This is a genomic window from Gordonia sp. Swx-4 (genome assembly GCF_030316175.1).
In the GTDB taxonomy this organism is placed as follows: Bacteria; Actinomycetota; Actinomycetes; order Mycobacteriales; family Mycobacteriaceae; genus Gordonia; species Gordonia alkanivorans.
In genome coordinates, this window is record NZ_CP128197.1 from 3,687,495 (window position 1) to 3,705,241 (window position 17,747).

The window sequence follows — 17,747 nt, forward strand, 5'->3', positions numbered from 1 at the left end:
AAGGGTGCGAAACTCTGTGGCGCCGATGTCCGGGGTGGATGTCATCACGTGCGACTCTGCGATGAATTGCGGGCGAATATGCGGTTCAAGCGGATTGCCGATCGGATTGTCAAAAGCCATCGTCGGCGCCTCCTAGCTCGGGATGTTGGTCGTTGACTGTCCTTTGCGAACACGACGTGCTGCCGTACCCACCACTGCTGCCACACCACTTGTACTCGGGGTGCAGTGACTCTCTACATCCGTTGTACACAGCGCCCGAGCGACGGCCCTTCTCTGCCGGCACCGACCCTCTGTCCGCGTTCGAACATATGATCGAATCCCTTGGAGGCCAGTGGTTCTCGACCTCGAATGTTCTCGATCTCAAACTCGGAATGACACTGATGTGATTAGACACGCCGAGGGCGGTCCCGGTCAAGTTGAATCGAAGAATTCCCTTTACCATCGCCTGCCGTCAAATCTGTGACTCGACACGACGACGGCTCGAAGGCGAAGTGAAGATCACACTCGGCGAGCCCTCCTCCCCACCCGCAGGACGGGTGCGACAGCGGCGTACGGGGCCTCACGGCCGACCACTAGAGTGGCGGTGTGAAGGAGTACCTGCTGTGAAGGTGACCGTACTCGTCGGCGGCGTGGGGGGCGCGCGTTTCCTCCTCGGACTGCGCGAACTGCTCGGTGCCACCCCGTTCCCGCCGCATCCCGACGACCCCACGCTCGGTCTCGGCGAACATCAGCTCACCGCGATCGTGAACGTCGGCGACGACGCGTGGATGCATGGAGTGCGCATCTGCCCCGACCTCGACACGTGCATGTACACCCTCGGCGGCGGCATCGACCCGGAACGCGGCTGGGGCCGGCGCGGTGAAACCTGGCACGCGAAAGAGGAACTCGCCGCCTACGGCGCCGACCCGGACTGGTTCGGCCTCGGCGACCGCGATCTCGCCACCCATCTGATCCGTACGCAGATGCTCGACGCCGGGTACAGGTTGTCCGATGTGACCGCTGCGCTGTCCCGCCGATGGAATCCGGGCGTGCGCCTGCTGCCGGTGACCGACGACCGGCACGAGACGCATGTGGTGATCGCCAAGCCGGACGGCGACGAGGGCGAGCGCGTCGCGATCCACTTCCAGGAATGGTGGGTGCGCCACCGCGCCCGGATCCCGACCTTCGGCTTCGCGCAGGTCGGTTCGGACGACACCACCCCGGCACCCGGGGTCCTCGACGCGATCGCCGACGCCGACGTCATCCTGCTCGCACCGTCGAATCCGGTGGTGAGCATCGGTGCGATCGTGAGCGTTCCCGGGATGCGCAGCGCGTTGCGCACCACCAAGGCCCCGGTGGTCGGTGTGTCGCCGATCATCGACAACCGGCCGCTGCGCGGCATGGCCGACGAATGCCTGTCGGTGATCGGTGTCGAGTCGTCGGCCGAGGCGGTCGCCGCCCACTACGGCGCCCGCAGCGGCAACGGCATCCTCGACGGCTGGCTGATCGCCGAGGGCGACCGGGCACAGGTCGACGGCATCGCCATCGGCTCCGCACCGCTGCTGATGACCGACCCGCAGGCGACCGCACAGATGATCCGAGCTGCCTGCGCACTCGTCGACGTGGCCATGCCGGAACAGAACGTGGGCACCGAGTGAGCGACCTCGCCGATCACCGCGCCCCGGACGGCCTGGAGATCCGACCCGTCACCGGGCTCCCCGAGTTCACCGCCGAATCCGACGTCGCCGCCGAGATCCTCGCCGCCGCACCGTGGTTGGAATCCGGTGATGTACTGGTCGTGACCAGCAAGATCATCTCCAAGGCCGAGGGCCGCATGGTGGATGCACCGGCCGATCCCGACGAACGTGATGCGCTGCGACGCAGGCTCGTCGAAGCCGAGTCGGTGCGGGTGCTCGCCCGCAAGAACCGCACACTGATCACCGAGAACCGTCTGGGTCTTGTCCAGGCCGCGGCCGGGATCGACGGTTCCAATGTGCGCTCCGACCAGTTGGCCCTGCTCCCCGAGGATCCCGACGGCAGCGCGAGACGACTGCGGGCCGTCATCGCCGAGCGTGCCGGACTCGAGGTCGCGGTGATCATCACCGACACGATGGGCCGTGCCTGGCGCACCGGACAGACCGATGTCGCGATCGGGTCGGCGGGCATCGCCGTCACCCACCCCTACGACGGTGGCACCGACGACTACGGGAACCCGTTGGTGGTGACCGACATCGCGGTCGCCGACGAACTGTCCGCGGCCGCAGATCTGGTCAAGGGCAAGCTCGCCGCCGTGCCGGTGGCCGTCGTGCGTGGGTTCGCGCCCGTCGACGACGGTTCGACCGCCGCCGATCTGATCCGGCCCGCCGACGAGGACCTGTTCCGGCTCGGCACCGAGGAGGCCATCGCCCTGGGTCGTCGGGAGGCCATCCGCACCCGACGGTCCGTACGCGCCTTCGATACCCGGCCGGTCGACCCGGAACTGATCCGCACCGCCCTGGGTGAGGCCCTCACCGCGCCCGCGCCGCACCACACCCATCCGGTGCGGTTCGTGTGGGTGCGCTCGGAGCAGCGGCGTCGTGCGCTGCTCGACGCGATGACCGCCGAATGGCGCGCCGACCTCGAATCCGATTCCAAGACACCCGAATCGATCGAGAAGCGACTCCGCCGCGGGCAGATCCTCTATGACGCACCGGAACTGGTGATCCCGTTCCTGGTACCCGACGGCGTGCACGAGTACCCCGACGAGCGTCGGAACGCGGCCGAGCACACCATGTTCACGGTGGCCGCCGGCGGTGCCGTGGCGAGCCTGCTGATCGCGCTGTCGGTCCGCGAGATCGGCAGCTGCTGGGTCGGCTCGACGATCTTCGCCGCACCTACGGTACGTCGTGTCCTCGAAGTGGACGCGTCGTGGGAGCCGTTGGGCGCGGTCGCCATCGGACACCCGCTCGAAGCTGCCCCGCTACGCGACGCGGCGCCGACCGACGCGTGGGTGATCGAACTGTGAGCGCGGAATCCCTGCACGCCTCCGCTGTCGAGGCATTGACCGCCTGGCAGGCGCCCGACTCGGGACAGGACAGCCTCCGGCATGCCTACCTCGCGTTCCTGGCCGCTGCCCCGGACGCGTGCCTGCGGGCCTGTGCGGCAGGACATGTCACCGGGTCGGCCATCGTCTTCGACGCCGATCGCAGCCATGTCCTGCTGACCCTGCATCCGCGCGTCGGCAAGTGGATTCAGCTCGGCGGACACTGCGAACCGTCCGACGAGACCCTGGCCGACGCCGCACTGCGAGAGGCCCGCGAGGAATCCGGCATCCCCGGGCTCGATCTCGACCAGATCGGCGCCGGCGGTGGCATCGTCCACCTGCACACCCACCCGATCACCTGCTCGCTCGGCGTGCCGACCCGGCATCTCGACGTGCGCTACCGGGTGGTCGCCGGCCCGACCGCCGACGGTGGCCTGCCGCAGTTCGCACGCAGCGAGGAGTCCGTGGACCTGCAGTGGTGGCCCATCGATGACCTGCCCCCGGATGCCGACGCCGACATCCCGGAACTGATCCGCGCGGCCTTGGCGAGCTGACCTCGACACGCGGCGTCTCCGCTCCGCTCGGGCGCCGCTACTCGGTTGGCAGGGTCGGACGCTAGACCCGAATCCCCTTGCCGACCGTCACGACGCCACCGGTGCTGACGGAGAACCGTTCCCGGTCGGCGTCGGGGTCGACGCCGAGCTGCTCACCGTCGCCGACGACGACGTTCTTGTCGAGGATCGCCTTGCGGACGACCGCCCCCTTGCCGATGCGTACGCCCGGCATGAGGACGCTGCCCTCGATGATCGCCCCGTCCTCGACGACGACGTTCGACGACAGGACCGAATTACGTACCGTCCCACCCGAGATGATGCAGCCCGAACCGACCACCGAGTCCTCGGCCACGCCGCCCTGGACGAACTTGGCCGGCGGCAGGTTGTGCGTCTCGCCGCGGATCGGCCAGCGGCCGTTGTAGAGGTTGAAGATCGGGTGCACGGACACGAGATCCATGTGCGCGTCGTAGAACGCGTCGAGGGTGCCGACGTCGCGCCAGTAGCCCTTGTCGCGCTCGGTCGCGCCGGGCACCTCGTTGTCCTTGAAGTCGTAGACGTAGGCGGTGTCGCGGGCGACGAACGCCGGGATGATGTCGCCGCCCATGTCGTGGTCGGAGTCGGAGTCGGCGGCGTCTTCGCGCAGCGCCTCGACGAGTGCCTCGGTGGTGAACACGTAGTTGCCCATCGAGGCGAAGGTCGAGTCCGGGTCGTCCGGCGTGCCGGGCGGGTCCGCGGGCTTCTCCAGGAAACGGGTGATCTTGCCGGAGGCGTCGGAGTCGATGCAGCCGAAGGCGACCGCCTCCGCACGCGGTACGCGGATGCCGGCGACGGTGACATCGGCACCGGATGCGATGTGCGCCTCGACCATCTGCGACGGGTCCATGCGGTACACGTGATCGGCGCCGAAGACCACGATGTACTCGGGCTGTTCGTCGGTGATGAGGTTCATCGACTGGAAGATCGCGTCGGCGCTGCCGGTGTACCAGCGGGGCCCGAGGCGCTGCTGCGCGGGCACCGGCGTGATGTATTCGCCGTGGAAACCCGACGTCCACCAGGTCTGCGAGATGTGCCGGTCCAGCGAATGCGATTTGTATTGCGTCAGCACGCAAATGCGCTCGTATCCGGCGTTGACCAGGTTCGACAGCACGAAGTCGATGAGCCGGTAGGCACCGCCGAAGGGCACCGCAGGCTTGGCCCGGTCCATCGTCAGCGGGTAGAGGCGTTTACCTTCGCCGCCTGCGAGGACGATGCCGAGGACGTGCGGCTGTGATCTCACTCCCCCAACTTAACCGCGATCGAGAGCCTCGGCCAGATGACGGCACCAACGGATTCGCGGCCGTGTTCGCACAGCGATGGCGAACTGCCCGCGATGCCACTAGCGTCGTCATCATGAGGGTGGCGATGATGACACGGGAGTATCCGCCCGAGGTGTACGGCGGCGCCGGTGTACACGTCACCGAATTGGTCCGCCACCTACGAGATCTCGCGACCGTCGACGTGCACTGCATGGGCGCCGAACGCGACACCGCAGCGGTCTATTCACCGGATCCGGGCCTGGCCGGTGCGAATGCGGCGATCACGACACTCTCCGCCGACCTGCGCATGGCTGTCGGAGCCGAAGGCGCCGATGTCGTGCACTCCCACACCTGGTACACCGGGCTCGCCGGACACGTCGCCGCGCAGCTGTACGGCGTACCGCACATCCTCACGGCACATTCACTGGAACCTTCACGCCCGTGGAAGGCGGAGCAACTCGGCGGTGGCTACCGGGTGTCGAGCTGGGTCGAACGCAACGCGGTCGAATACGCCGACGCGGTGATCGCGGTGAGCTCGGGCATGCGCAACGACGTCTGCAACACCTACCCGCGGCTGGATCCCGAGCGGGTCCACGTGGTGCGCAACGGCATCGACACCACCCAGTGGTATCCCGTCGACGACCCATTCGGACCGGAGTCGACGCTGGCCGCGCTGGGCGTCGATCCCCGGCGCCCGATCGTCGCCTTCGTCGGGCGCATCACCAGGCAGAAGGGTGTCGCACATCTTGTCACGGCCGCCCACGACTTCGACCCCGACGTCCAGCTGGTGCTCTGCGCCGGTGCGCCCGACACCCCGGAAATCGGCGCCGAGGTCGAGTCGGCGGTCGGCAAGCTGTCCGCATCCCGGCCCGGTGTGCACTGGGTCCGGGAGATGCTCCCGCTCCCCAGAATCCGCGAGATCCTCACCGCGGCATCGGTCTTCGTGTGTCCGTCGGTGTACGAACCGCTGGGCATCGTGAACCTGGAGGCCATGGCCTGCGGGACCGCGGTCGTGGCGTCGGAGGTCGGCGGCATCCCCGAGGTGGTTCGCGATCACGTCACCGGCCGGCTGGTGCCGTATGACCCCGTCGATCCACAGGCCTTCGAGCACGATCTCGCCCAGACGGTCAACGCCGTCGTCGCCGATCCGGTCATGGCAACGGCGATGGGTGTGGCCGGCCGCGAACGTGCCGAGGCCGAGTTCTCCTGGGCGACGATTGCCGAACAGACCCTCGGGGTGTACCGCTCCGCACTGCGCTGACGCACCGCCCGCGCAGCAGGCGGTCAGCTCCGGACGGTCGGCCGGCAGGTCGTGACGACGACCGACAGCGTCACATCGACCGTGCCGTCCCCTACCAATGCCTCTGCACGCGAGCGAATGTCGGCGTCGTCGGCGTGGAAGGCCGACGGGCCCATCGCCACGAGGTCGCCCACGGTCTGTGCGTCGAGTTCGGTGACGGAACGGATCGGAGACGAGTCGACTACCTCGAATCCGTCGGCGAAGGCGGCCTGCAGTCGTTCGGATTTGCCGGAGTCGACGCGCAGCATCTGCATCGGTTCGATGATCTCGGCGAGATGATCTGCGGCCGGGCTGACGACGACGAGGCCTCCGCCGGGCTGCAGTACCCTCGCGAACTCCGCGGCATTGCGTGGTGCGAACACCGAGAGCGCAACGGTGACAGCGTCATCGGCGATCGGTAGGCCGCGCCAGATGTCGGCGACGATCGCCGCGTGACGTGGGGTGCCGCGGGAGATCGCCCGCGCACAGAACTTGGAGAGGTCGATGCCTATTCCCCGTGCCTCGACCGCAGATGATTCGGCCAGCGCGGAGACCGCGGCGCGAAGGTAGTGGCCGCCACCGGCTCCCGCGTCCAGGACGACGGGTTTGTCCACGCCGGCACCGAATTCGCATGCCCGGTCGGCCACCGCGTCGAGCACCGGCGTGAAGAATCCGGCGTCGTGGACACGTGCGCGGGCCGCGACCATGGACGCGGTGTCGGCACGCAGTGAACCCGAACGTCCGTCGAGCAGCGAGACGTAACCCTGCTTGGCGACGTCGAAGGAATGACCGCCACCGCAGCGGAGTGATCCTCCACGCGGTGACGGCCCGGACCCGGCTCCTGCCGGGGAAGTCTCGTCGTGCCCGGTCCCGGGCGGCGCGGTCTCGAAAGCCCCGGCACACACCGGGCATCGAAGCAGCTCGACGACGTCGGCGAGATCTCCGTTCAGCCGGTGACCCCGCGGAGTTCCTCACCCAGTGCGGCGGCTTCGTCGGCGGTCAGCTCGACGACGAGGCGACCTCCGCCCTCGATCGGAATCCGGACAACGATTCCACGCCCTTCCTTGGCCGCTTCGAGGGGGCCGTCCCCAGTACGTGGCTTCATTGCCGCCATTCTCAAGCTCCCTTCACAGTGTCCTGCTTCGAACATGATACGTGTCGTCGTCTCGATCGAATGCGAGTGCGCGACACAAGCTCTGTTCCGAGGTGCCCCGACTACCTGTCGAAGGCTGTCGACGGACCAGCTTCGCGCGAGGCGGGATTGGGGTCCTGATCGTCGTAAACCGCCTGCTCCCGGCCGTTCTCGGGGTTGTCGACACCCTCTGCGGCAAGGTCGGGAACGCCCGTCGTGCCGGGGGTCACACCTGTACCCGACTCGCGCTCGCGGAGACGCGCGATGACCGTTCGGAGGTCGTCGACCTCGCGCGCGAGACGCGCGAGCGCCCAGTCGACCTCGGATTGCTTGTAGCCCCGGAACGTCTGCATGAAGCGCAGCGCCCGGACGTCGTCGCCACTGATCCCGACCGTCGGCAGACGGGTGAGGGTGGTGCCGGGTTCGACCGGGGGGAGTTCCTCCCCGCGCCCGAAGACGAACCAGACGATGGCGAACACTGCCCCGGCGACGAGCGCCATGATCAGCAGGTACAGCAGCAGGGTCTGCATACGTCCCATCCTGACAGACCGGCGTCGGGCGGCCCTCGCGGCACCCGGCCGTCTCGTCGGACGACCGGTCCGCACACGACACCGGCGACACTGCGTCACGCCGAGGGCGTGTCACGTGTCGCCGGAGTCGAGGAGTGGTCGGTTCCCGGACGAAGTCGCCTAGGAGGCCATCACCTTGGAGTCGATGGAGCGGAGGGTGTTCATCGGGGGACGGTCCTCGAGGTAGACCTCGGTGGTGTGCGGGGTGAACGAGCCGTCGGGCTCGGCGGTGAACTGGGTGAGTCCGACGCCGGAGTCCTCGATGCCGCATCGGCGCATCAGCGTGCCGACGATCTGCCGGCTCATGACGCCGAGCTCGATGAGTGGACGGTTGCGGTGGGTGCGGACGCCGAGGTTGACCTGTCCGATGCCGCCGAGGCCGTACCGATCGTAGGTGTCGATGAGGAGACCGATCTCCACGCCGTAGCCGGGCGCGAACGGCACCGACGACAGCATCTCGCGGGTGCCGGCGTATTCACCGCCGAGCGGCTGCAGGACCGCGGTGAGGTCGGGCTTCTGGGAGGCCAGCAGTGGGCGGGCGACGAGTTCGGTGACGCGGCCGCCGCCGTTGGCGTCCTGGGTGCCGCCGGTACGCAGCGGACGGCGGTAGTAGCCCTTCACCAAGTGGATCTCCGGATTCACCAGGAGCGGGCCGAGCATCTTCGGCACGAACATGGGGTCCGGGTCGATGAGGTCGGAGTCGACGAAGGCGATGATGTCGCCGGTGGTCGCGGCGATCGAACGCCACAGCACCTCACCCTTGCCCTTGACGGGTTCGAGCTCGGGCACCGCCTCCTCACGGCTGATGACCTGCGCACCGGCCGCGAGCGCACGCTCGGCGGTGGCATCGGTGGAGCCCGAGTCCAGGACGATCAGTTCGTCGACGAGCGTGCCGTACAGCGGCATGATCGAGGCGATCACGTCGGCGACGGTCTCCTCCTCGTTCAGGGCGGGCAGCACCACCGATACGGTGCGTCCGTCCTTGGCGGCGACGAGTTCGTCGATGGTCCAGTCCGGCTGCTCCCAGGTGTGGGTCGCCGACCACTGCCGCTTGGTACCGAGCTCCTCGGCCGGCGTCGGCCAGACGGCGGCCTTATCGCGACCGATGGGGTTACGTCGCTTCTGCTTGGTCATGCAAGTCCCCTGACTGTTCGGGCGGGCGGTCTCGTTCCCGCGATGGCAGCGACCATGTCGACCACACGACGGGTGGCGGCGACCTCGTGTACGCGAAAGATCCGGGCGCCTTCGGCGGCGGCCAGAGCGGTCGCGGCGAGGGTTCCCTCCAACCGTTGCTCCAGGTCTGTACCCAGAGTCTCCCCCACAAAGTCCTTGTTGCTCAGCGCCATCAGGACTGGCCAACCCGTATTAACAAGATCTTTTACACGGCGTAACAGTGCGAGCCCGTGGTGAGTGTTCTTGCCAAAATCATGCGTCGGGTCGATAACGATCGCGTCTCGATGTACGCCCGCTGCCAGGGCCCGCTCCGCCGCCCCGGTCACCTCGTCGAGCACGTCGGCCACCACCGCGTCGACGGAATCGCCGTAGGAGACGCGGTGCGGGCGGGTCCGGACGACGGCACCGCCGGTGTGCGAACACACGATCCCCGCACCCCGTTCGGCCGCGACCGCGACGACCTCGGGGTCGACTCCGGCCCACGTGTCGTTGATGAGGTCGGCCCCCGCCGCGCACGCCTGGTCGGCGACCTCGCTGCGCCAGGTGTCGACGCTGATCAGCACATCCGGGTGGCGCTCCCGGATCCACGAGATCATCGGCACCACGCGAGCCGCCTCGGTCATCGCGTCGACCTCTTCGCCGGGCCCTGCCTTCACCCCGCCGACATCGATGATGTCGGCACCTTCGGCGACCACCTGGTCGACGCGCCGCTGTGCAGCGGTGTCGTCGAAGCTGGCGCCACGGTCGTAGAAGGAGTCAGGGGTGCGGTTGACGATCGCCATGACCAGCGCACGGTCGACGGCCACCGGACGACCGCACAGGGTCGGCGAAACGGTCATCCCTTGGGGACCTTGGCGGCTGCCACGTCGTCGGGGTAATCCTCGTAGTACTCCACGTAGCCCTTCTCCTTGCCGACCAGCACGTAGACCTGATCGGCCTCGGCGTCGGCATAACCTTCCTTACGGAGTTCGACTTTACGGTTCTTGAACGTCGAAGTCTGCTCGAAGTCGTCGACGATCCGCACGAACAGAGGCACCGCATGGGACGGCAGCGCCTTGTAGAGGTGTTCGGCGAGCCGCTTCGGGTCGAGGTCGGCACCGTCGCGCAGCTTGATCGCCACCATCCCGGCGCGGCCATCGGTGCCGGGTACCTCGACGCCGTAGACCACCGACTGGGCCACCGCGTCGTATGAGTCGACGGCACCCTCCACCTCGGTGGTGGCCACGTTCTCACCCTTCCACCGGAAGGTGTCGCCGAGGCGGTCGACGAAGGCGATGTGCGCGAAGCCCTGATCGCGGACGAGGTCGCCCGAGTTGAAGTACGAGTCCCCCTCCTTGAAGGCGTCGCGCACGATCTTCTTCTCGGTCTCCTCCTCGTCGGTGTAGCCGTCGACCGGCACCCGGTTGGAGATCTGCGCGAGCAGCAGGCCCGTACCGCCCTTGCCGACCTCGGTCAGCCGGCCCTCGGAGTTGCGCTTGGGATTGCCCTCCTCGTCGTACTCCACGATCTTGTACGGCAGAGGGCAGAACCCGGCCGTCTTGTCGACGGTGAAGGCGTTGACGAAGGCGAGGTTGAGCTCGCTGGCGCCGTAGAACTCGACAACGCGGTCCACGCCGAACCGCTCACGGAATTCGTCCCAGATGTCGGGGCGCATCCCGTTTCCGACCACGGTGTGCACCGAGTGCTGCAGATCGGTGGGCTTCTCCGGCTGCGCCAGCAGGTAGCGGCACAACTCACCGATGTAGCAGAAGGCGGTGGCGCGGTTGAGGATCACGTCGTCCCAGAACTTCGACGCCGAGAACGACTTGCCGATCGCGAAGCATGCCCCCGACGCGAGCACCGACGACAGGGACACCGACAGTGCGTTGTTGTGGTAGAGCGGCAGCGGCACGTACATGGTGTCGCTGTGGCGCAGGCGGACCGCGAGACCGCCGATACCGGAGAAGCTGGCCAGCCATCGGTTGTGGCTCATCACGCTGGCCTTGGGCATCCCGGTCGTGCCCGAGGTGAAGATGTAGAAGGCCTTGGTCGAGGCCGGCAGCTGTGCGGTGACCTCCGGGTCGGTGTCCGCCTTGCCCTCGGCGACCGCGTCGAACTCGGCGAAGTCGAAGACATGGTCGGGCAGCGCCGACTCCGGGATCGACTCGAAGGCCTCGGCACAGTCCGGGTCGTGGACGAGGACCTTGGCCCCGAGCAGCTTGACCGAATGCTCGAGGACCTCGCCGCGCTGGTTGTAGTTCAGCATTCCGGCGATCGCGCCGAGCTTCACCGTCGCGAGCATCAGCAGCAGATCGGTGGTGTTGTTCTTGGAGAGCAGGGCGACCACGTCACCCTTGCCCACACCGGCCTCGGAAAGAACTGCGGCGTAACGGTTCACCCGGCGATTGGCCTCGCCGTAGGTGGTCGTGCGGCCCTCGAACCGGACGAACGGGCGGTCCGGATGGGCACTCGCATGCTTCTGGAAGACCGAGCCGATCGTCTTCTTCGCTTCCGGCGGCCGCCGGATCAGGCCCGGCGCGTGCTTGATCATCCCGGTCGCGTGTGGCGCCATCCTGGCCACGCCGCGCAGGAGATCCCCCACCCCGACCGTCTTCACCGTGTCCTGATTCGAACCGTCTGTCGTCGAGTCCGTCTGGACGTCCTTGGGCTGGGTCTCTGGCATGTGGCCTCCGCTCTCCGCTGGGCGTCGTGAGTGCCCCGCGCACTCACCGCGCCACCTTACCGGCCGGTAGGAAGTTTCTACCGCTGTGTCGCCAACTCGATCGCCTCGTCGACAGAGGCCGTGACCAGCAGTCGATCCAACGACCGCTGGGAGACGAAACCGGTTGTCGACAACTCTCGCAGCCAGCCGAGGAGCGGCGCGTAGAAATCGAAAGGATCGAGCAGGACCACCGGCTTCTCGTGCATGCCCAGGTACCCACCCGTCCAGGTCTCGAACAGCTCCTCGAGAGTTCCGATACCCCCGGGGAGCGTGATGAAACCGTCGGCACGCTCGTCCATGATGCGTTTGCGCTCACGCATGGTCTCGGTGATGACGAGTTCGTCGGACCCGAGGTCTGCCACCTCGCGCTCGATCAGCGCCTTCGGGATGATGCCGATGGTGTTGCCGCCCGCCGCGCGCGCCGACGTGACCAGCGCACCCATCATCGAGACGTTGCCGCCGCCGGAGACGACGACGTGACCGGCACGCGCGAGCGCCGCCCCCACCTCGGAGGCGAGATCGAGGAAGCGTTGCTCGACGGGACCGGACGCACAGTAGACACAGACGGCACTCACCGGGCAATCGTGCCATCGACTCCCGACTGGTTCACGCCGGGTTGCGTCGGGGCGGCGGCCTCGATCGTCGCGACGACGTCGTCCGGGTCGTCGACGACGGTCAGCAGGTCGAGGTCCTCGGGCGAGATCATCCCGCGCGCGGCCAGCACGTCGCGCATCCAGTCGAGCAGGCCGCCCCAGAAGTCGCTGCCCACCAACACGATCGGGAATCGCACCACCTTCTTGGTCTGTACCAGGGTGAGCGCCTCGAACAGCTCGTCGAGCGTGCCCATGCCGCCCGGCAGGCAGACGAAGGCCTGCGCGTACTTCACGAACATCGTCTTGCGGACGAAGAAGTAGCGGAAGTTCATGCCGAGGTCGACCCAGGGGTTGAGGCCCTGTTCGAAGGGCAGCTCGATGTTCAGCCCGATCGACTGGGCACCCGCCTCGTGCGCACCCTGGTTGGCCGCCTGCATCGCGCCGGGCCCGCCGCCGGTGATCACCGCGTAGCCGGCCTCGCCGAGCGCACGACCCACGCGCACGCCGAGTGCGTACTCCGGCGAATCCGGCTTCAGCCGGGCCGAGCCGAACACGGTCACCGCCTCGGCGACCTCGCTCATCGCGTCGAAGCCCGCGACGAACTCCGACTGGATGCGCAGGACCCGCCACGAGTCGCGCATCGTGCGTTCGGCGCGACGATCCGCATCGCGCGGGTCGACCCATTCGAGAAGCCGCCGGTCCGTGGTCTTGCCGCGCTGCTCCGGCCGCATGCGGATGGGGCCGACGTAGCAGACGTCGTCAGCGGCGGAGTCGGTGGCGAGAGGTTCCGGATCGGTCGACATGCGGCTCACGCTAGCAGCGTGCGATGCGGCTCCCGGCCGGCGTCGGCCGGGCTCAGGACAGGTACGCGCGCAGCAGCTCGGTGACCGTGCGGATCTGCTCGACCGGGACGCGCTCGTCCCGACGATGCGCGAGGTTCGGGTCGCCGGGCCCGAGGTTCACCGCGGGGATGCCGAGGGCGGAGAACCGTGAGACGTCGGTCCAGCCGTACTTGGCGCGGAAGCGTCCCTGCGCGGCCTCGACGAGCGCGGCGGCCGCCGGGTGGGCCAGGCCGGGGAGCGCACCGGCCGCGGCGTCGGTGACCTCGAGGGTGACCGTGCCGTCGGCGAGGTCGGCGGCGAAGACCTCGCCGACGTGGTCGAGGGCCTGCTCGACGGAACGGTCCGGGGCGAAGCGGAAGTTCACGTCGACGTGCGCGGCGTCGGGGATGACGTTGCCTGCGACGCCGCCGCCGAGCCCGACCGCCGAGAGTCCCTCGCGGTACTCGCAGCCGTCGATGTCGACGCGGCGCGGCTCGTAGGCGGCCAGCGTGGTCAGCACTCCCCCGAGCTTGTGGATCGCGTTGTCCCCCATCCACGAGCGGGCCGAGTGCGATCGCGTTCCCGACGTCGAGAGCCGAACGCGCAGCGTCCCTTGACAACCCGCCTCGATGAGACCGGCGGTGGGTTCGCCGAGGATGGCGACGTCACCGGCGAGCCACTCCGGCAGTTCCCGCTCGATGTCGTTGAGGCCGTTGAACTCGGCGGCGATCTCCTCGCAGTCGTAGAAGATCAGCGTCAGGTCGTGGGCGGGATCCTCGAGCGTCGCGGCGAGGTGCAGGAATACGGCGTCGCCCGACTTCATGTCGACGGTGCCGCAGCCGTGCAGCACGTCGCCCTCCTCGGGATGCCTCTCGCGTCGCGACGGCAGATTGCCGGCGACGGGCACGGTGTCGAGGTGCCCGGCGAGGATGACGCGCTGCGCCTTCCCCCGGTTGGTGCGGGCGAGTACCCGGTTGCCGTGCCGGAGGACCTCGAAGCCCGTCGTCTGTTCCCGCAGTGCCGCTTCCACCGCGTCGGCGATGGCCGACTCGTTGCGCGACTCGCTCTCGATGTCGACGAGGGCGGCGGTCAGTTCGACGGGATCGGCGGCGAGGTCGAGTGCGGTGCTCACGCGCCTACCGTATCTGGGGTTTCGACAAGCTCAACCGGCAAGGTTCGGCTCCACCGGCAAGGTTCGGCTCCACCGACATGGATCAGCCGGCGTTCGGTGCGGCCAGCTCGGCGGCGCCGAAGGAGACGCTGAACTTCACACACCACAGGAACACCGCGGGATAGGCGTCGAGGTCGACGTCGGCAGGGATCTCGTAGACCTGGTTGCCCTTGTTGCCTTTGATCGTCCCGAGGTCGACGTGGGGCGGATCGGCGGCGGTCCGCCAACCGCTGAAGCCTTCGACGACCTCGGCCTGCGACAACCAGACGTGGACGTCGGGTCCGGTGGTGGTGTCGAGGTCCTCGATGGCGAGAACCCGTGTACCGTCCGGCTTCTCGATGATCGTGACGGTTCCCGAGGTCGAATGCTCGTGGCTGATCAGCCGGCCTTCGGACAGCACGACGGGCGCGGCGGGCGGCGGTTGACCGACCTGCGAGGTCGACGGCGTCACGGCGACCGGGATCTCGTCGTCGACCTCGGTGTCGACGAAGATCAGCCACGGCTGGAAGATCACCGCGGCGACCGCGACAGCGACGACGATCAGCACGCCCACGCCGCCGAGCACCCAGGGCCAGCGACGCCTGCGCCGCGGGGCGGGTGGGGAAGGTCGGTCGTGGCCGGTCATGGCAGCGACGATACGAGCCCCGAACCTGCCCCCACCAGGACTTTGAGCCATTCGGATGACGGGCGGGCACCCGTCGGCCCCGATGCGCCGACGGCGGCGGGCGGCGGGAGGCGCGGCGTCGTTCACCCGGGCCGATCGCCTAGACTCGGGTGCCGTGACAACTACTGGCGCACACGCAACTGGCATCGCAACGGTGATCGACGGGGGGTCGACTCCGGGAGTCGTGCTCGACGTCTGGTTCCCCGCACCCGAACTCGACGGCGTCGAGACCGCCGAGACCGTCGTCCTCGACGAGGAGTCGACACCGGCGGAACTGCGCGAACTGGTCGGTGTCGACGAGGCCCGCGGCGTCAAGACCGTCGCGGTCCGCACCGGCATCGCCGACCTGTCGGTCGCCCCGGTCGACGCCTACGACGTCTACCTCCGACTCCACCTGCTCTCCCACCGGCTCATCGAGCCGCACGGCGCGAACCTCGAGGGCATCTTCGGGATGCTCACCAACGTCGTCTGGACCAATCACGGTCCGTGCGCGATCGAGAACTTCGAGTCGGTGCGCGCCAAGCTGCGCGCCCGCGGTCCGGTCACCGTGTACTCGATCGACAAGTTCCCGCGCATGGTCGACTACGTCGTCCCCGGCGGCGTCCGCATCGGTGACGCCGACCGCATCCGTCTCGGCGCCCACCTGGCCGCCGGCACCACGGTGATGCACGAGGGCTTCGTGAACTTCAACGCAGGCACTCTCGGGTCGTCGATGGTCGAGGGTCGCATCTCGGCGGGTGTCGTCGTGGGCGACGGCTCCGACATCGGCGGCGGCGCGTCGACGATGGGCACGCTCTCCGGCGGCGGCAAGGAGATCATCTCGCTGGGCAAGCGCTGCCTGCTCGGCGCGAACGCCGGCTGCGGCATCCCGCTCGGCGACGACTGCGTCATCGAGGCCGGTCTCTACGTCACCGCCGGCACCAAGGTGACCGGCCCGGACGGCACGCAGATCAAGGCGCGCGACCTGGCGGGCCAGTCGAACCTGCTGTTCCGTCGGAACAGCCTGACCGGCGCGGTCGAGGTCGTGCCGTGGAAGGGCGACGGCATCGCGCTCAACGAGGCGTTGCACAAGCACAACTGACGCCCCCGCAAACCCGCCTTCTTTACCTGGAAACGCCACCCCGCGGGGTGGCGTTTCCACGTGAAAGGGATGGGTTCATGCGGTGAGTCGCGCGGCCGCGGCCGCGATGCGCTCGTCCGTGGCGGTGATTGCCATGCGGACGTGCTTCTCCCCTGCCGGTCCGTAGAAATCGCCGGGGGCGCAGAGGATTCCGCGGTCGGCGAGCCAGGCCACGGTATCGCGGCACGGCTCGTCGCGGGTGGCCCAGAGGTACAGGCCGGCCTCGGAGTGGTCGACGCGGAAACCGGCCGACTGCACTGCGGCGAGCAGAGTACGACGCCGAGCCGCGTAGCGCTCACGCTGTTCGTAGACGTGCGTGTCGTCGCGGAGTGCTGCGGTCATCGCACCCTGAATCGGGAAGGGCAGCATGAAGCCGGCGTGCTTGCGAACCGCGAGCAGTTCGGCGATGAGCTCGGTGTCGCCCGCGAAGAAACCTGCCCGGTAGGACGCGAGGTTGGAGATCTTCGACAGCGAGTGCACCGCGAGCAGACCGGTGTGGTCGCCGTCACAGACCCGCGGGTCGAGGATCGAGAGCGACTCACCCTCCCAGCTCAGCCCCAGGTAGCACTCGTCGGACACCACGACGGTGCCGCGTTCGCGCGCCCAGCCGACGACCTTGCGCAGGTGGTCGACGCCGAGGATCTTGCCGGTCGGGTTCGACGGCGAGTTGATGAACATCAGCGCCGGGTTCATCGGGCCGAGGGCGACGGTCGAGTCGGCCCGGATGGCGCGGGCACCGGCCAGCAACGCACTGACCTCGTAGGTCGGGTAGGCGACCTCCGGGATCACCACGTCGTCGCCCGGGCCGAGACCGAAGGTCGACGCCAGGCCGGCGATCGCCTCCTTGGTGCCGATGACCGGGAGGATGCCCGACTGGTCGAGGTTGGTGACGCCGTGGCGGCGGACAAGCGACTCGGCAGCGGCCTCGCGCAGCTCGGTGGTGCCGATGGTCGTCGGATACCCCGGGAACCCGGAGGCGTCGGCGAGGGCGTTTCGGATCAGCTCCGGCACCGGATCCACCGGCGTGCCGACCGACAAGTCGACGATGCCGTCGGGATGGGACTGCGCCGTGGCCTTGGCACCCGCGAGGGTGTCCCACGGGAAATCGGGCAGCCGACCGCTCACGCGCGTCGCCGACACACGCAGCGGCGCTGCTGCGCGAGAGGTGGGAGTGCTCACTGCGAGGTCAGTCCTATCCGTCCGGGCGGTCTACTTCGAAGACGGTGAGTCGTCGGGCTGTCAGTCTTCTTCGTTCATGGGCGGCAGGCCCTTGATGAACGCCGGGTCGGCGTCGGTCTTGCCGACCTTGCTCGCGCCACCGGGCGAGCCGAGGTCGTCGAAGAAGTCGGCGTTGGCGCTGACGTAGGGTTCCCACTCATCCGGGACATCGTCCTCGTAGAAGATCGCCTCGACCGGGCACACCGGCTCGCACGCACCGCAGTCGACGCACTCATCCGGCTGGATGTAGAGCATGCGTCCACCCTCGTAGATGCAGTCGACGGGGCATTCCTCCACGCAAGCCTTGTCCAGGACATCGACGCAAGGCTCCGCGATGATGTAGGTCACCACTCACTCCTTCGCTAGGAAGATCGTTGTCGGCGCGAGGCGGAGGATCAGTTCGGCGTCGAACGACTCTCCGGCGTCGGCGCCGGTTGCGGTCCGAGGGCTGGTCGA

At 68.3% G+C, this 17,747-nt stretch carries 18 protein-coding genes; 5 read left to right on the forward strand and 13 right to left on the reverse strand.

From position 1 onward, the window contains the following. Positions 1-602: 602 nt before the first annotated feature. Genes cofD through PWF70_RS16860 form a run of 3 tightly spaced genes read left to right on the forward strand, consistent with a single transcriptional unit; the run spans position 603 to position 3,555 of the window. Positions 603-1,637 (forward strand): 2-phospho-L-lactate transferase, encoded by a 1,035-nt coding sequence (gene cofD, locus PWF70_RS16850; protein ID WP_006359448.1) that lies wholly within the window; start codon positions 603-605, stop codon positions 1,635-1,637. Beyond that, entirely contained in the window at positions 1,634-2,983 is a 1,350-nt protein-coding gene (locus PWF70_RS16855; RefSeq protein WP_286352671.1) for a coenzyme F420-0:L-glutamate ligase, read from the forward strand. The genes cofD and PWF70_RS16855 overlap by 4 nt, the downstream gene beginning before the upstream one ends. After that, complete coding sequence (locus PWF70_RS16860) at positions 2,980-3,555, forward strand: NUDIX hydrolase (protein ID WP_035751189.1); 576 nt, start codon at positions 2,980-2,982, stop codon at positions 3,553-3,555. The genes PWF70_RS16855 and PWF70_RS16860 overlap by 4 nt, the downstream gene beginning before the upstream one ends. Positions 3,556-3,616: 61 nt before the next feature. On the opposite strand, the gene glgC is transcribed toward PWF70_RS16860, so the two are convergent. Next, the gene (gene glgC / locus PWF70_RS16865) at positions 3,617-4,831 is read right to left on the reverse strand and encodes a glucose-1-phosphate adenylyltransferase (protein ID WP_286352672.1); all 1,215 of its coding nucleotides are present in this window, start codon (positions 4,829-4,831) and stop codon (positions 3,617-3,619) included. Positions 4,832-4,944: 113 nt separating this feature from the next. On the opposite strand from glgC, the gene glgA reads away from it, so the two are divergent. Next, positions 4,945-6,111 (forward strand): glycogen synthase, encoded by a 1,167-nt coding sequence (gene glgA, locus PWF70_RS16870; RefSeq protein WP_279938993.1) that lies wholly within the window; start codon positions 4,945-4,947, stop codon positions 6,109-6,111. Between the two features lie 23 nt (positions 6,112-6,134). On the opposite strand, the gene PWF70_RS16875 is transcribed toward glgA, so the two are convergent. The 10 genes from PWF70_RS16875 to PWF70_RS16920 form a co-directional block, all read right to left on the reverse strand. Next, complete coding sequence (locus tag PWF70_RS16875; protein WP_286352673.1) at positions 6,135-7,034, reverse strand: putative RNA methyltransferase; 900 nt, start codon at positions 7,032-7,034, stop codon at positions 6,135-6,137. 41 nt (positions 7,035-7,075) lie between these two features. Beyond that, a complete protein-coding gene (locus PWF70_RS16880) occupies positions 7,076-7,243 on the reverse strand; it encodes a DUF3117 domain-containing protein (RefSeq protein ID WP_004019232.1) in 168 nt (55 codons plus the stop codon). A 101-nt stretch (positions 7,244-7,344) separates the two neighbouring features. Then, positions 7,345-7,791 (reverse strand): DivIVA domain-containing protein, encoded by a 447-nt coding sequence (locus tag PWF70_RS16885; RefSeq protein ID WP_286352674.1) that lies wholly within the window; start codon positions 7,789-7,791, stop codon positions 7,345-7,347. A 159-nt stretch (positions 7,792-7,950) separates the two neighbouring features. Next, positions 7,951-8,964 carry a glucosyl-3-phosphoglycerate synthase gene (locus PWF70_RS16890; protein WP_006359455.1) on the reverse strand — a complete coding sequence of 338 codons (1,014 nt, stop codon included), beginning with the start codon at positions 8,962-8,964 and terminating at the stop codon, positions 7,951-7,953. Next, positions 8,961-9,842 (reverse strand): dihydropteroate synthase, encoded by an 882-nt coding sequence (gene folP, locus PWF70_RS16895; RefSeq protein WP_006359456.1) that lies wholly within the window; start codon positions 9,840-9,842, stop codon positions 8,961-8,963. The genes PWF70_RS16890 and folP overlap by 4 nt, the downstream gene beginning before the upstream one ends. After that, positions 9,839-11,665: a long-chain-acyl-CoA synthetase gene (locus tag PWF70_RS16900; RefSeq protein WP_286352675.1), complete on the reverse strand. Its 1,827-nt coding sequence runs from the start codon at positions 11,663-11,665 to the stop codon at positions 9,839-9,841. The genes folP and PWF70_RS16900 overlap by 4 nt, the downstream gene beginning before the upstream one ends. Before the next feature lie 77 nt (positions 11,666-11,742). Beyond that, positions 11,743-12,279 (reverse strand): LOG family protein, encoded by a 537-nt coding sequence (locus PWF70_RS16905; protein ID WP_006359458.1) that lies wholly within the window; start codon positions 12,277-12,279, stop codon positions 11,743-11,745. Further along, positions 12,276-13,100 (reverse strand): LOG family protein, encoded by an 825-nt coding sequence (locus PWF70_RS16910; protein WP_006359459.1) that lies wholly within the window; start codon positions 13,098-13,100, stop codon positions 12,276-12,278. The genes PWF70_RS16905 and PWF70_RS16910 overlap by 4 nt, the downstream gene beginning before the upstream one ends. Positions 13,101-13,152: 52 nt before the next feature. After that, complete coding sequence (gene dapE / locus PWF70_RS16915; protein WP_006359460.1) at positions 13,153-14,250, reverse strand: succinyl-diaminopimelate desuccinylase; 1,098 nt, start codon at positions 14,248-14,250, stop codon at positions 13,153-13,155. Positions 14,251-14,332: 82 nt separating this feature from the next. Then, entirely contained in the window at positions 14,333-14,854 is a 522-nt protein-coding gene (locus tag PWF70_RS16920) for a DM13 domain-containing protein (protein WP_035751180.1), read from the reverse strand. A gap of 214 nt (positions 14,855-15,068) precedes the next feature. On the opposite strand from PWF70_RS16920, the gene dapD reads away from it, so the two are divergent. Continuing rightward, positions 15,069-16,034 (forward strand): 2,3,4,5-tetrahydropyridine-2,6-dicarboxylate N-succinyltransferase, encoded by a 966-nt coding sequence (dapD, locus tag PWF70_RS16925; protein ID WP_075863833.1) that lies wholly within the window; start codon positions 15,069-15,071, stop codon positions 16,032-16,034. A 75-nt stretch (positions 16,035-16,109) separates the two neighbouring features. On the opposite strand, the gene dapC is transcribed toward dapD, so the two are convergent. Together dapC and fdxA are read right to left on the reverse strand one after the other, a co-directional pair. Next, on the reverse strand, positions 16,110-17,252 hold the full coding sequence (gene dapC, locus PWF70_RS16930) for a succinyldiaminopimelate transaminase (protein WP_006359463.1): 1,143 nt from the start codon (positions 17,250-17,252) through the stop codon (positions 16,110-16,112). Positions 17,253-17,312: 60 nt separating this feature from the next. After that, positions 17,313-17,642 carry a ferredoxin gene (fdxA, locus tag PWF70_RS16935; RefSeq protein ID WP_004019217.1) on the reverse strand — a complete coding sequence of 110 codons (330 nt, stop codon included), beginning with the start codon at positions 17,640-17,642 and terminating at the stop codon, positions 17,313-17,315. Positions 17,643-17,747 lie beyond the last annotated feature (105 nt).